The sequence below is a fragment of the Pseudomonas sp. S06B 330 genome, from assembly GCF_002845275.2.
Classification (GTDB): domain Bacteria; phylum Pseudomonadota; class Gammaproteobacteria; order Pseudomonadales; family Pseudomonadaceae; genus Aquipseudomonas.
Window position 1 is genome coordinate 4521306 of the sequence record NZ_CP088149.1, and the last position, 13465, is coordinate 4534770.

Consider the following 13465-nt stretch of genomic DNA (forward strand, 5'->3'; position numbering starts at 1 on the left):
GCCTGCAAAATCCCTGTACCATTGCCCGCTTGCCTTTGGTCTAAACGACACTGCGAGCCAAGTTTCTGTAATGAGCGATCTTTCCGCACACACCCCGATGATGCAACAGTACTGGAAGCTGAAAAACCAGCACCCAGATCAACTGATGTTCTACCGCATGGGCGACTTCTACGAGATCTTCTATGAAGACGCGAAGAAGGCCGCAAAACTCCTCGACATCACCCTGACGGCCCGTGGCCAGTCAGCTGGCCAGTCGATTCCCATGTGCGGCATCCCCTTCCATGCGGCCGAAGGTTACCTGGCCAAGCTGGTGAAGCTGGGCGAATCGGTGGTGATCTGTGAACAGATCGGCGACCCGGCCACCAGCAAAGGCCCGGTGGAGCGCCAGGTCGTGCGCATCATCACCCCCGGCACAGTCAGTGACGAGGCGCTGCTAGATGAGCGCCGCGACAACCTGATCGCGGCCGTACTCGGTGACGAGCGCCTGTTCGGCCTGGCGGTGCTGGACATCACCAGCGGCAACTTCACGGTGCTGGAGATCAAGGGCTGGGAGAACCTGCTGGCTGAGCTTGAGCGCATCAACCCGGTGGAGCTGTTGATCCCCGATGACTGGCCACAAGGCCTGCCGGCCGAGAAGCGCCGTGGCGCCCGCCGTCGCGCACCTTGGGATTTTGACCGTGACTCGGCACGCAAGAGCCTCTGTCAGCAATTCGCAACCCAAGACCTCAAAGGCTTTGGCTGCGAGAAGCTGACCCTGGCCATCGGCGCAGCCGGCTGCCTGCTCGGTTACGCCAAGGAAACCCAGCGCACTGCCCTGCCGCACTTACGTAGCCTCAAGCACGAACGACTGGACGATACCGTGGTGCTCGACGGCGCCAGCCGTCGCAACCTCGAACTGGACGTGAACCTCGCAGGCGGCCGCGACAACACCCTGCAGTCGGTCATCGACCGCTGCCAAACCGCCATGGGCAGCCGCTTGCTGACCCGCTGGCTGAACCGCCCGCTGCGCGACCTGAAAGTACTGCAAGCGCGCCAAGGCTCGATTCGCTGCCTGCTCGACAGCTACCGTTTTGAAAAGCTGCAGCCGCAGCTCAAGGAAATCGGCGACATCGAGCGGATCCTTGCCCGGATCGGTTTGCGTAACGCCCGTCCTCGCGACCTGGCACGCCTACGCGATGCCCTTGGTGCCCTGCCCGAGCTGCAGAACGCCATGGCCGAGCTGGAAGCGCCGCACTTGGCCTTGCTGGCGGCCATCGCCGGCACCTACCCGGAACTGGCTGACCTGCTGGCAAAAGCCATTATTGACAACCCGCCGGCGGTGATCCGCGATGGCGGCGTCCTCAAGACCGGCTACGACAGCGAACTGGACGAACTGCTGGCCATGAGCGAGAACGCCGGCCAGTTCCTGATCGACCTCGAAGCACGGGAAAAAGCCCGTACCGGCCTTGCCAACCTCAAAGTGGGCTACAACCGGGTGCACGGCTACTTCATCGAGCTGCCGAGCAAACAAGCCGAGCAGGCGCCTGCTGACTATATTCGCCGACAGACCCTCAAGGGCGCCGAGCGTTTTATCACCCCGGAGCTGAAAACCTTCGAAGACAAGGCGCTGTCAGCCAAGAGCCGCGCGCTTGCTCGCGAGAAGATGCTCTACGACGCGCTGCTGGAAACCCTGATCGGTCACTTGGCACCGCTGCAGGACACCGCCGCCGCCCTGGCCGAGCTGGACGTGCTGAGCAACCTCGCCGAGCGCGCGCTGAACCTGGACCTGAACTGCCCGTCGTTCGTTGACGAGCCATGCATGCGCATTAGCCAAGGCCGCCACCCGGTGGTCGAGCAAGTGCTGACCACGCCATTCGTGGCCAACGACCTGGCACTGGACGACAATACTCGCATGCTGGTGATTACCGGCCCGAACATGGGCGGTAAATCCACATACATGCGTCAGACCGCACTGATCGTGCTGATGGCGCATATCGGCAGCTTCGTGCCGGCTGCCAGCTGCGAGCTGTCGCTGGTCGATCGGATTTTCACCCGAATCGGCTCCAGCGATGACCTGGCCGGTGGGCGCTCGACCTTTATGGTCGAGATGAGCGAAACCGCCAACATCCTGCACAACGCGACCGAGCGCAGCTTGGTGCTGATGGACGAAGTCGGCCGTGGCACCAGCACCTTCGACGGCCTGTCCCTGGCCTGGGCGGCGGCTGAGCGTCTGGCACAACTGCGTGCCTACACGTTGTTCGCCACCCACTATTTCGAACTGACAGTGCTGCCGGACAGCGAGCCGCTGGTGGCCAACGTCCACCTCAACGCCACCGAGCATAACGAACGCATCGTGTTCCTCCACCATGTGCTGCCGGGGCCTGCCAGCCAGAGTTACGGCTTGGCCGTGGCGCAGCTCGCCGGGGTACCAACACCGGTGATCCAGCGCGCGCGTGAACACCTGGGCCGCCTGGAAACCGCCAGCCTGCCCCATGAAATGCCCGTGCAGCCCAAAGGTGCGGCAGATGTTCCGCATCAAAGCGACCTGTTTGCCAGCCTGCCACACCCGGCCATCGAGAAGCTCGGGAAGCTTGACCTGGACAATATGACGCCGCGTCAAGCTATCGAAATGCTCTATACACTAAAGACTCTGTTATAACGCGAGCCCACACAAGCTGATAGAATCCCGCGCGGTTTGGTGCTGCTGCAGATTACTAGCCTGGTCTGCAACCGAACGACCAAACCGAGCGACCCTGTCTGGAAGGGTATCGCTGCCGTCGCCTGAGGAGAGAATTAGAAATGACCTTCGTCGTCACCGACAACTGCATCAAGTGCAAGTACACCGACTGCGTAGAAGTGTGTCCGGTGGACTGCTTCTACGAAGGCCCGAACTTCCTGGTCATTCACCCGGATGAGTGCATCGACTGTGCGCTGTGCGAGCCTGAATGCCCTGCCGTCGCCATTTTCTCGGAAGACGAAGTGCCAAGCGGCATGGAAAACTTCATCGAGCTCAATGCCGAGCTGGCGGATATCTGGCCGAACATCACTGAAAAGAAAGACTCGATGCCCGACGCTGCAGAGTGGGATGGCAAGCCAGGCAAGATCGCCGATCTGGAACGCTAAGCGCCAAGATCACAAAAAAGGCCCTTCGAGGGCCTTTTTTCATGTTTGCTGCGGGCCCTACGCGCCTGAAGTCGCGAGGTTACGGGCGGCGCCTGGGCTGGCGTTATCTTCGAACGCACGTTTTGAACGCCATCGCAGGCACGCCCGCGGCCCCATTGTGGGAGCCGGTCTTGCCACCGATGGTATCGATGCAGTGAAAGGTGTTGCGCGGTGTCTGCATCGCTGGCAGGACCAGCTCTCCCAAAACAGTGCAATACCTCGCACTGCACTGCACTGCACTGCACTGCACTTGATCTTCATACGCGCAAGTTCATGCGCCGCAGTCTGCGACTTCAGGAGGCCGAGTGGAGGTACCTGTAGGGGCAGTGCGTAGCACCTTCGGCGTTAGCCGAAGACGCGAGACGGAGACTTGGCGGAGCAAGTCGTAGGCCGCGTGGCCCCGGAGGGTGCCGGAGCGAGGGGACCCGAAGCGCAGCGTAGGGCCGTATGCAGGAGCGAGCGGTTTTGCCTACTTTTTCCAAGAAAAAAGTAGGCCGCCGTAAGGGCGGAAGGGGCCGGCAGCATCGCCGCATCGAATGGATAAGCCCCCAAGCCCAAACCCAAACCCAAACCCAAACCCAAACCCAAACCCAAAAGCATCTTCCCCCGATAATCCGGGAAAAACCCAAAAAAAAGGGGCGGTTTAACCCGCCCACATTTTTTCCGTAGTCCCTGCGTTCCCTGTCATCATCCTGATGAATCGCATCCTGCGATGTCCTTGACCCTCTTCCTTGAAGGCCTGTGTCAGTCCGTAGACACAGTTAGATAGTACCGCCCAGAGAATTTACGGCAACGGGTCAAAGCTCTCAAAAAGCTGCAGAAACCTTACTGAAACAAATAACAAATGCGTTATTTATCAATGCCATACAAAAAAACTCACATTGAAAGCGACAACGATTTACTAAAACCTATAGCGAAGGCTTACATAACAAGTAAGCGAAGTCTTACACAGAAAAGAACTGTGCCAACAATGGCTGGGGCTCTCGGCTAAATCTGCATGTTTCCCCAGTAACAAGAGGACATATCCGTCGGCAGCGCTTCGCCAAGACACAAACAAAAACGCCTCGATCATATCGAGGCGTTCTTTGCTGCAAGCAATGCTTACTGGAACAGCGACTCACTGGACAGGCCGTTCTTCTCGAGGATCTCACGCAGACGCTTGAGGCCTTCGACCTGGATCTGGCGAACCCGCTCACGGGTCAGGCCAATTTCCAGCCCCACATCTTCTAACGTACTGCTTTCGTGCCCACGCAGGCCGAATCGACGAATCACGACTTCGCGTTGCTTGTCGGTCAGCTCGCTCAACCATTGGTCAATGCTCTGGGACAGGTCATCATCCTGGAGCAGCTCGCAAGGATCGGTGGGACGATCGTCGGTCAGGGTATCGAGCAGTGTTTTATCGGAGTCTGGCCCCAAGGACACATCCACCGACGACACCCGCTCGTTAAGCCCGAGCATGCGCTTGACCTCGCCCACCGGCTTTTCCAAAAGGCTGGCGATCTCTTCCGGGGACGGTTCGTGATCGAGCTTCTGGGTCAGTTCGCGAGCTGCACGCAGGTATACGTTAAGTTCCTTGACCACATGGATGGGCAAGCGAATGGTACGGGTCTGGTTCATGATCGCCCGTTCGATGGTTTGCCGAATCCACCAAGTGGCGTAGGTAGAAAAACGGAAACCCCGCTCAGGGTCGAACTTCTCGACCGCGCGAATCAACCCCAGATTGCCCTCTTCAATCAGGTCCAACAGCGAAAGCCCGCGATTGACATAACGCCGGGCGATTTTCACCACCAGACGCAAGTTACTTTCGATCATTCGCTTGCGCCCCGCCGGATCGCCACTTTGCGACAGCCGCGCAAAATGAACCTCTTCCTCTGGCGAAAGCAAAGGCGAAAAACCGATTTCATTGAGGTACAACTGGGTTGCATCAAGTGCCCGAGTATAATCGATGTACTTGTGCTGCTTGAGCGTAGAGCCTTGTTTAGCCCTGGTCCGAACCGTAGATACAGCAGGTTCGTCTGACACCGCGTCCGTTTCCAAAACGATGCCGGTCTCCATCAGGAGAACCTCATCGTCGATGTCAAACTCCGGCACTTCTTTACTGAGAGCCATTGTTATAGTCCTTTGCTGAGTTCGAACTCAGACTCAAGCGGCGCCAATATCCCTGGCAACGCTGGAGCCTGTCCCCTCTACGCGAGGAACAGGCCGGGTACTAGCAATCAACGACGTGGCAGGAATTGCAGCGGATCAACAGGCTTGCCCTGACGGCGAATCTCAAAATGCAGCTTCACCCGGTCTGTGCCCGTGGAACCCATTTCGGCAATTGTCTGCCCAACTTTGACCTGCTGTCCCTCCCGAACCAAAAGCCTGCGGTTGTGGCCGTAGGCACTGACGTAGGTGTCGCTGTGCTTGATGATTACCAACTCGCCGTAGCCCCGCAAGCCACTCCCGGCGTAGACAACTGAACCATCAGACGCAGCAAAAACAGGCTGTCCCAAATCACCGGCGATATCAATGCCTTTATTCAAACTACCGTTTGAAGCAAATTTACCAATCAGCACGCCGCTGGCCGGCCACCCCCAGCCACCCACCGCACGCTCTGCAGAGGGAACCTGAACTGGCGCTGGGGTTGACGTCGCAGTGCTGGTTACAGGAGCCGGCGCAGGGCTCGCTGGCTTGCTTGCCGGGGCAGGTGTTCCTGCCGGGCGACGGGTAACGGTGCTACTGCCAGAAGACGACTGCGAACGGCTCACGACCGTCGCACTGCCCGTTGCCGGTGCAGTGGAGCGGCCATCGAAACGAATCGGCTGGCCGACGCGAATGGTATAGGGCGGTCCGATGCCATTGCGTGCAGCCAGGGCCTTGTAGTCCCAGCCATAGCGAAAGGCGATGGAGTAAAGGGTGTCGCCAGGGCGTACCACGTATTGACCGCTGGTGACCACTGGGCGCTTGGCAACCGGTGCATTACGGTCCACCACCCGGGCGTTGTTCGAGGACGTGCTGGAGCAACCCGACAGCAGCGAACCGACAGCAAGTGCAATCAGCAGAAGCTTGAAGCGCGAAAATCCCCTGCACTGCTGAATGAATGTGTGACCCACCCGCCGCTCCCTCTCATGGTGACTGCTGTGAAATGCAATATTGTTGCAATTATAACCGAGCGCATGCGCCTTGCGGACGCTGAGCGCTGGCAAAATGTGAACCCTGACAGAATAGGCGAGTCCGCCAGATAGACAGAGCAATAGCGGAGGAATTCGCCTGCTGCGAAAAAAAGTCTGGATCAGGCCAGCGGGCCGGTCAGCAGTGGGACGAAGCGCACTGCGCCTAGCACCCGTCGCGAGAACCCATGCTCTTCACGCACAATCAGCATCAGTTGCTGGGTTTCCCCTGTCGCGCCTACCGGAATGACCATCCGGCCACCTGGGGCCAGTTGATCAAGCAAGGCCTGGGGGACTTCCGCAGCCACAGCCGTAACGATGATGCCATTGTACGGTGCCAGTGCCGGCCAGCCCTCACAGCCGTCGCCCCAGCGAAACACCACGTTGCGCAGGTTGAGCTCGGTCAGACGTTCCTTGGCGCGATCCTGCAGCACCTTGATGCGTTCCACGGAAAACACCCGCTCGACCAATTGCGCCAAAATAGCCGTCTGATAACCCGAGCCGGTACCGATCTCCAGCACCTTGTCCAGCGGGCCAGCCTCAAGCAGCAGTTCGCTCATGTGCGCGACCATGAACGGCTGGGAAATCGTCTGGTTGTTACCAATTGGCAGCGCCGTGTCTTCGTAGGCACGGTGAGCCAACGCCTCGTCGACAAACAGGTGGCGTGGCGTACGCCGCAGTACGTCGAGTACGTTGGGGTTGGAGACGCCTTCCTCAATCAATCGCTGAATCAACCGCTCACGGGTTCGCTGCGAGGTAAAACCGATACCATGGCGCATCAGATCCTCCTGTTCACGCATCAGAGCAGCCCCTCCAGCCAACCATCCAAACGCTCGAAGGCCTCGTTGAAAGTGCGGTCGAGTTGCAACGGGGTGATCGAGACATAGCCCTGCATCACCGCATGAAAATCCGTGCCTGGACCGCCATCTTCGGCATCTCCAGCGACGGCGATCCAGTAACCTTCTTTCCCCCGCGGGTTGACCACCTTGGTCGGCGCGGCCGCGCGTGCGCGATGCCCCAAGCGCGTCAACTGGATGCCGCGAATGTGCTCCAGCGGCAAGTTGGGGATATTCACATTGAGCACTGTTCGCGGCGGCAATTCCAGCGTCTTGTGCGCCTCCACCAGTTTGCGGGCGAAATACGCGGCAGTCGGCAGGTTGTCAGGCAAGCGCGAGAGCAAGGAAAAGGCGAACGAGGTTCCGCCCAGGAAACGTCCTTCAAGAGCGGCGGCCACAGTGCCGGAATACAGCACATCATCGCCCAGGTTTGCTCCCAGGTTGATCCCCGACACCACCATGTCCGGCGTGTGCTCCAGCAGGCCATTGAGCCCAAGGTGCACGCAATCGGTCGGCGTACCGTTGAGACTGATATAGCCATTGGCCAGAGTCTGCGGGCACAGCGGTCGGTCGAGCGTCAGCGAACTGCTGGCGCCGCTCTTGTCTTGATCCGGGGCAATGACCACACATTCGGCATAGTCCGCCAGCGCAGCATGCAGCGCGGCGAGTCCGGGTGCGGTGACCCCGTCGTCGTTCGAAATCAGAATACGCATGGGCTGTCCGTCTGCCCTGCCGACACCAGATCAACAAGCTCGCGCACCACTACGGTGGCAAAGCATCCGGCCGGAAGGACGAATTCCAGTTGCAGAATATCAGGCTCGGGATAATGCCACGTCAGACCGCCAATGGGCAGTCGCAGGATGCGCCGTTCGTGATTCATGCCCGCGCGAGCCAGCCATTGGCACAACGATGCGTGCTGCTCGCCAATGCGTTGCTCGAGTTCAGCGGTGACGCCGCCAGCGGGCGATGCCCCTTCTCCCCACAGCGGCCCGGTGGGATGCAGGTCGAGGATGGCCAGGCGTGGATCAGAACACTCCGCTTCGCCTGCCGGAAAAAAGCTACGGCTATCGGTGAAGGCCAACAGGTCACCCACCTGAGCACGCTGCCAGCTGCCATCGGCCACACGTTGCGCCAGCACCTGGTTGAACAGATAGCTACGGGCACTGGAGAGCAGCCGTGAACGCACGTTGCGCTGCTCTGGCAGTGCCTGGCGCTCAGCCCAGCCACGGGCATCATGAACATTGCCGCCCTCATGGCCGAAACGCTGGCTGCCGAAATAATTGGGTACGCCATGGCTGCGCAGTTGCTCAAGACGTACATCCAACGCCGGATGATCAGCGTTCAGGCCGGTCAGACGTAGGGTGAAGCCATTGGCCGAATGGGCGCCCCGCTGCAGCTTGCGCGAATGCCGGGTGCGCTTGAGGATGCTCAAGGTTTCATTCTCGGCGGCGCTCAGATCGGGGTCGGCCTTGCCCGGCAAGTGCAGGCTGAACCATTGACGGGTCAGGGCCTGACGGTCCTTGAGGCCAGCATAGCTGATGCTACGCAGCGGCACGCCAGCGGCGCGGGCCAGGCGACGAGCAGCTTCTTCAGTATTGAGGTCGCGCTTTTCGACCCACAACCACAGATGCTCGCCAGTGCCAGACAACGGGATGTCGAGGACTTCATCCACCTGAAAGTCTTCGGCGGTGGCTTTGAGAATGGCGCTACCCAACGCCGGACCGGATGCACGCGGCCCTAAAAGCTCAAGTTCGGTCATGCTGGCAACAACAAGGCAACGGCGTGGACGGCAATGCCCTCCTCACGACCGGTGAAGCCGAGCTTCTCGGTGGTGGTGGCCTTGACGTTGACCTGGTCGAGTTCAACCTGCAGATCTTGCGCAATCAGCTCACGCATGGTGTCGATGTGTGGGGCCATCTTCGGCGCCTGAGCAACAATGGTGGCGTCGACGTTGCCGACTTTCCAACCTTTGCCTTGGACGATCTTGACCACATGACGCAGCAGCACTCGGCTGTCAGCACCTTTGAACTGGGGGTCCGTGTCGGGAAAGTGCTTGCCGATATCACCCAGCGCTGCAGCACCCAGCAAAGCGTCGCTCAGGGCGTGCAGCACCACGTCGCCATCGGAATGGGCCAGCAGCCCGAACCTGTGCGCAATGCGCACCCCACCCAAGGTGATGAAATCGCCTTCCGCGAAGCGGTGCACATCGTAGCCGTGGCCAATACGCATAAAAAAAACGCCCTGATTGAGTCAGGGCGTGATTCTACCTGCTTTGCCGGGCCTTTGGCTGATTTGTAGGACAGTGCCTACAACAAACCCAGGGCCACCCCATGATGGCGCAAATGCTCATCAATAAAGCTGGCAATGAAGTAGTAGCTATGGTCATAGCCTGGCTGCAGACGCAACGCCAGAGGGTAATCTGCCGCCTTTGCCGCTTGTACCAGCACCTGAGGTTTGAGCTGGTTTTCGAGGAAATCATCTCGATCACCTTGATCAACCAGCAACGGCAGGCGCTCCTTGGCCTCAGCAATCAGCACACTGGCATCCCATTCACGCCAGCGGGTCCGATCCTCACCCAGATAACGCGAAAAAGCCTTCTGACCCCAGGGGCAATCCATCGGATTGCTGATCGGCGCGAATGCCGATACCGACTGATAACGCCCCGGATTACGCAACGCGCACACCAGTGCGCCGTGGCCGCCCATGGAGTGACCGCTGACACCCCGGCGATCGGACGCAGGGAAATGCGCTTCGATCAGTGCGGGCAGCTCCTGCACCACATAATCGTGCATGCGGTAATGCTGAGCCCAGGGCTGCTCAGTGGCATTAAGGTAGAAACCCGCCCCGAGGCCAAAGTCCCAGGCACCGTCCGCATCGCCCGGTACTTGCGGCCCACGCGGACTAGTGTCCGGGGCAACAATGATCAGCCCCAACTCGGCAGCCAGCCTGTGCGCGCCAGCCTTCTGCATGAAGTTCTCATCGGTACAGGTCAGGCCACTGAGCCAGTACAGCACCGGCAACTTCTCCCCCTGTTCCGCTTGCGGCGGCAGGTAGACAGCAAACACCATATCGCAACCGAGCACCTGGGATCGGTGTCGGTAACGCTTGTGCCAGCCACCAAAACTTTTCTGACAGGAAATGTTTTCCAGGCTCATGACAAACCTCAGAAGTGGATGACGCTGCGAATGCTCTTGCCTTCATGCATCAGGTCAAAAGCCTTGTTGATGTCTTCCAGGCCCATGGTGTGGGTGATGAAGGTATCCAGTGGAATCTCGCCCTTTTCCGCCATTTCCACATAGCTTGGCAACTCGCTGCGCCCGCGTACGCCGCCGAACGCCGAACCACGCCAGACCCGGCCGGTGACCAGCTGGAACGGACGGGTGGCAATTTCCTGGCCGGCACCGGCAACGCCGATGATCACCGACTCGCCCCAGCCCTTGTGGCAGCATTCCAGGGCTGCGCGCATCAGTTGCACGTTGCCAACGCATTCGAACGAGAAGTCCACGCCGCCATCGGTGAGATCAACGATGACTTCCTGAATCGGACGATCATAGTCCTTGGGGTTGATGCAATCGGTAGCGCCCAGTTGCTTGGCGATTTCAAATTTATCCGGGTTGATGTCGACGGCAATGATCCGCGACGCCTTGGCCTTGACTGCACCGATGATTGCCGAGAGGCCAATGCCACCCAGGCCAAAGATCGCCACGGTGTCACCCGCCTTGACTTTGGCGGTATTGAGCACCGCCCCAATGCCGGTGGTGACGCCACAGCCGAGCAGGCAGACTTTTTCCAACGGGGCTTCTTTCTGGATCTTGGCCACGGAGATTTCCGGCAGCACGGTGTACTCGGAGAAGGTCGAGGTACCCATGTAATGGAACAGCTGCTGGCCCTTGTAGGAGAAACGTGTGGTGCCATCAGGCATCAGACCCTTGCCCTGAGTGGCACGAATGGCCTGGCACAGGTTGGTTTTGCCGGAGCGGCAGAATTTGCATTGACCGCACTCAGGGGTATACAGCGGAATCACATGGTCACCGACGGCAACCGAGGTCACGCCCTCACCTACTGCTTCAACGATGGCGCCACCTTCGTGCCCCAGAATCGACGGGAAGATACCCTCAGGATCCGCACCGGACAGGGTGTAGGCATCGGTGTGGCAGACACCGCTGGCGACAACGCGCAGCAGCACTTCGCCAGCCTTGGGCATGGCCACGTCGACTTCGACGATCTCCAGCGGTTTCTTGGCCTCGAAGGCAACAGCGGCACGGGACTTGATCATCAATCTTCTCCAGCAAGGGGTCAGTTCAAGCTCGAAGTGTAATTCATCATCATTTGATTAATAATCCTGACGAAGACAAAACATTATTGCCATGCAGGGATAATCAATGAGCAGCCGCTGGGAAGGTATCGACGAGTTTGTCGCGGTGGCTGAGTCAGGCCAATTCACCGCGGCGGCCGAGCGCCTGGGCGTTTCCTCTTCGCATATCAGCCGCCAGATCGCCCGACTGGAGGATCGCCTGCAAACCCGTCTGCTCTATCGCAGTACGCGCAAGGTGACCTTGAGCGAAGCCGGGCAGACCTTTCTGCAGCACTGCCAGCGCTTGCAGGATGGCCGCGAGGAAGCCTTGCGCGCGATGGGCGATCTCACCAGTGAACCCAAAGGGCTGCTGCGCATGACCTGTGCAGTGGCCTATGGCGAGCGCTTCATTGTGCCGTTGGTGACGCGCTTTATGGCGCTGTACCCGCAATTGCGCGTGGACATCGAACTGAGCAATCGCACCCTCGACCTGCTGCACGAGGGCATGGACCTGGCCATTCGCCTGGGCCGTCTACAAGACTCGCGCCTGGTTGCCACCCGCCTGGCACCGCGGCGTATGTACCTATGTGCCTCACCGGCCTATCTGGAGCGTTACGGCCGACCGCACAGCGTGTCGGAACTGGTGCGGCATAATTGCCTGATCGGCAGTTCGGACAGCTGGACACTGCAGCACGAAGGTCGCGAGCAGAGTGTTCGGGTTCAAGGCAACTGGCGTTGCAACAGCGGGCAAGCAGTGCTGGATGCCGCGTTGCAGGGCATGGGCTTGTGTCAGTTGCCGGACTATTACGTGCTGGAGCACCTCAAAGCAGGCGCTCTGGTATCGCTGCTTGAGGCTCAGCAACCCCCTAATACCGCGGTCTGGGCGCTGTACCCGCAGCAGCGGCATCTCTCGCCGAAGGTGCGCAAGCTGGTGGACTATCTGCGCGAGGGACTGGCTGGATTGCCTGAATACCGAGTTACCTGAAAGCACAGGCTCGGCAGGTATTCAACCGCGCTTGGCCCAACGCTGACGCAACCACTCAAGGTCTTCCGGTCGGGTCACCTTGATATTGTCACTGCGCCCTTCGATCAAGCGCGGCGACTGTCCGGCCCACTCGATGGCCGAGGACTCATCGGTGATTACCACCTCCGCCACCAGGCTATCAGCCAGGGCCCGATGCAAGGCGCCGAGGCGAAACATCTGCGGGGTGTAAGCTTGCCAAACGGTGCTGCGGTCGATCGTGGCACTGACCCGCCCCTTGGCATCGGCGCGTTTGAGAGTATCGCGCGCCGGCACCGCCAGCAGGCCACCGACCGGATCATCCGCCAGCTCAAACAGCAGCCTGTCGAGGTCGGTGCGGGCCAGGTTGGGGCGGGCGGCGTCGTGAACCAGGACCCAATCACTGTCGGCAGCGCCCTGGGCGTGCAGCAGCAATAATGCATTGAGCACCGAATCGGCGCGCTCCCGCCCGCCGTCGGCACGCTGGATACGCGGGTCGCTGGCGCAGCGCAAGCCAGACCAATAAGGATCGTCAGCGGCAACACTGACCACCACCCCCTTGACACAGGGATGGTCGAGAAAACAGTTGAGGCTATGCTCAAGAATGCTCTGCCCGCCCAATTGCAGGTACTGCTTGGGACGGTCAGCAGCCATGCGGGCACCCACACCCGCGGCGGGAATCACGGCCCAGAAGGCCGGCAAGGTCTGGTTCATTGGGCAAGCTGGTAGAGGGTTTCACCCTCCTTGACCATACCCAGCTCATGGCGAGCCCGTTCTTCGACGGTTTCCATACCTTTTTTCAACTCCAGTACTTCAGCATCAAGCACACGGTTACGTTCCAGCAAACGCTCGTTTTCGGCGTGCTGGTCGGCGATCTGTTGCTTGAGTTCGGTGACCTGGGCCAGGCTGCCATTGCCTACCCACAGACGGTACTGCAGGCCACCAAGCAACAGGAGCAGGACGAGGAACAACCAATAGGGACTGCGCATCAGGGTATCCAGTGGAAAAAGACCGCCACCTCTGCAGGGCACTGATGGTACGA

At 59.7% G+C, this 13465-nt stretch carries 13 protein-coding genes; 3 read left to right on the forward strand and 10 right to left on the reverse strand.

All coding sequences use genetic code 11. The annotated features are described in order from the left end of the window. Nucleotides 1–70 precede the first annotated feature (70 nt). A complete protein-coding gene (mutS, locus tag CX511_RS20290; RefSeq protein ID WP_101292184.1) occupies nucleotides 71–2638 on the forward strand; it encodes a DNA mismatch repair protein MutS in 2568 nt (855 codons plus the stop codon). Between the two features lie 140 nt (nucleotides 2639–2778). Then, nucleotides 2779–3102 (forward strand): ferredoxin FdxA, encoded by a 324-nt coding sequence (gene fdxA, locus CX511_RS20295; protein ID WP_045187823.1) that lies wholly within the window; start codon nucleotides 2779–2781, stop codon nucleotides 3100–3102. Between the two features lie 1140 nt (nucleotides 3103–4242). Here fdxA and rpoS read toward each other — a convergent pair. The 8 genes from rpoS to CX511_RS20335 all read right to left on the reverse strand — a co-directional run bounded on the left by rpoS (nucleotide 4243) and on the right by CX511_RS20335 (nucleotide 11405). Continuing rightward, nucleotides 4243–5250, reverse strand: coding sequence for an RNA polymerase sigma factor RpoS (gene rpoS, locus CX511_RS20300; RefSeq protein ID WP_045189722.1), 1008 nt, complete (start codon nucleotides 5248–5250; stop codon nucleotides 4243–4245). Nucleotides 5251–5357: 107 nt separating this feature from the next. After that, nucleotides 5358–6236, reverse strand: coding sequence for a peptidoglycan DD-metalloendopeptidase family protein (locus tag CX511_RS20305; RefSeq protein WP_101292624.1), 879 nt, complete (start codon nucleotides 6234–6236; stop codon nucleotides 5358–5360). Between the two features lie 179 nt (nucleotides 6237–6415). Beyond that, the gene (locus tag CX511_RS20310) at nucleotides 6416–7093 is read right to left on the reverse strand and encodes a protein-L-isoaspartate(D-aspartate) O-methyltransferase (RefSeq protein ID WP_045189718.1); all 678 of its coding nucleotides are present in this window, start codon (nucleotides 7091–7093) and stop codon (nucleotides 6416–6418) included. Next, the gene (gene surE / locus CX511_RS20315) at nucleotides 7093–7842 is read right to left on the reverse strand and encodes a 5'/3'-nucleotidase SurE (protein WP_101292626.1); all 750 of its coding nucleotides are present in this window, start codon (nucleotides 7840–7842) and stop codon (nucleotides 7093–7095) included. Before surE ends, CX511_RS20310 begins: the two co-directional genes overlap by 1 nt. Continuing rightward, a complete protein-coding gene (gene truD / locus CX511_RS20320) occupies nucleotides 7830–8888 on the reverse strand; it encodes a tRNA pseudouridine(13) synthase TruD (protein WP_101292628.1) in 1059 nt (352 codons plus the stop codon). The genes surE and truD overlap by 13 nt, the downstream gene beginning before the upstream one ends. Then, nucleotides 8885–9358, reverse strand: coding sequence for a 2-C-methyl-D-erythritol 2,4-cyclodiphosphate synthase (ispF, locus tag CX511_RS20325; protein WP_045189712.1), 474 nt, complete (start codon nucleotides 9356–9358; stop codon nucleotides 8885–8887). The genes truD and ispF overlap by 4 nt, the downstream gene beginning before the upstream one ends. A 77-nt stretch (nucleotides 9359–9435) precedes the next feature. Beyond that, a complete protein-coding gene (fghA, locus tag CX511_RS20330; RefSeq protein ID WP_045189710.1) occupies nucleotides 9436–10284 on the reverse strand; it encodes an S-formylglutathione hydrolase in 849 nt (282 codons plus the stop codon). Between the two features lie 8 nt (nucleotides 10285–10292). Beyond that, on the reverse strand, nucleotides 10293–11405 hold the full coding sequence (locus tag CX511_RS20335; RefSeq protein WP_101292630.1) for an S-(hydroxymethyl)glutathione dehydrogenase/class III alcohol dehydrogenase: 1113 nt from the start codon (nucleotides 11403–11405) through the stop codon (nucleotides 10293–10295). A gap of 106 nt (nucleotides 11406–11511) precedes the next feature. Here CX511_RS20335 and CX511_RS20340 point away from each other — a divergent pair, with 106 nt between their 5' ends. Beyond that, nucleotides 11512–12408, forward strand: a complete 897-nt coding sequence (locus tag CX511_RS20340) for a LysR substrate-binding domain-containing protein (protein WP_045189706.1) — start codon at nucleotides 11512–11514, stop codon at nucleotides 12406–12408. Between the two features lie 21 nt (nucleotides 12409–12429). Here the strand turns inward: CX511_RS20340 and ispD are convergent, their stop codons facing one another. Further along, nucleotides 12430–13137, reverse strand: coding sequence for a 2-C-methyl-D-erythritol 4-phosphate cytidylyltransferase (gene ispD / locus CX511_RS20345; protein WP_101292632.1), 708 nt, complete (start codon nucleotides 13135–13137; stop codon nucleotides 12430–12432). Next, nucleotides 13134–13412 carry a cell division protein FtsB gene (gene ftsB, locus CX511_RS20350; protein ID WP_038996723.1) on the reverse strand — a complete coding sequence of 93 codons (279 nt, stop codon included), beginning with the start codon at nucleotides 13410–13412 and terminating at the stop codon, nucleotides 13134–13136. Before ftsB ends, ispD begins: the two co-directional genes overlap by 4 nt. Between the last annotated feature and the right edge of the window lie 53 nt (nucleotides 13413–13465).

Bases quoted from the DNA above. Each gene is read 5' to 3' on its own strand.
- ispF (WP_045189712.1), bottom strand. From the start codon at position 9,358: ATGCGTATTGGCCACGGCTACGATGTGCACCGCTTCGCGGAAGGCGAT.
- CX511_RS20310 (WP_045189718.1), bottom strand. From the start codon at position 7,093: ATGCGTGAACAGGAGGATCTGATGCGCCATGGTATCGGTTTTACCTCG.
- truD (WP_101292628.1), bottom strand. From the start codon at position 8,888: ATGACCGAACTTGAGCTTTTAGGGCCGCGTGCATCCGGTCCGGCGTTG.
- CX511_RS20335 (WP_101292630.1), bottom strand. From the start codon at position 11,405: ATGATCAAGTCCCGTGCCGCTGTTGCCTTCGAGGCCAAGAAACCGCTG.
- CX511_RS20340 (WP_045189706.1), top strand. From the start codon at position 11,512: ATGAGCAGCCGCTGGGAAGGTATCGACGAGTTTGTCGCGGTGGCTGAG.
- mutS (WP_101292184.1), top strand. From the start codon at position 71: ATGAGCGATCTTTCCGCACACACCCCGATGATGCAACAGTACTGGAAG.
- ftsB (WP_038996723.1), bottom strand. From the start codon at position 13,412: ATGCGCAGTCCCTATTGGTTGTTCCTCGTCCTGCTCCTGTTGCTTGGT.
- surE (WP_101292626.1), bottom strand. From the start codon at position 7,842: ATGCGTATTCTGATTTCGAACGACGACGGGGTCACCGCACCCGGACTC.
- ispD (WP_101292632.1), bottom strand. From the start codon at position 13,137: ATGAACCAGACCTTGCCGGCCTTCTGGGCCGTGATTCCCGCCGCGGGT.
- fghA (WP_045189710.1), bottom strand. From the start codon at position 10,284: ATGAGCCTGGAAAACATTTCCTGTCAGAAAAGTTTTGGTGGCTGGCAC.
- rpoS (WP_045189722.1), bottom strand. From the start codon at position 5,250: ATGGCTCTCAGTAAAGAAGTGCCGGAGTTTGACATCGACGATGAGGTT.
- fdxA (WP_045187823.1), top strand. From the start codon at position 2,779: ATGACCTTCGTCGTCACCGACAACTGCATCAAGTGCAAGTACACCGAC.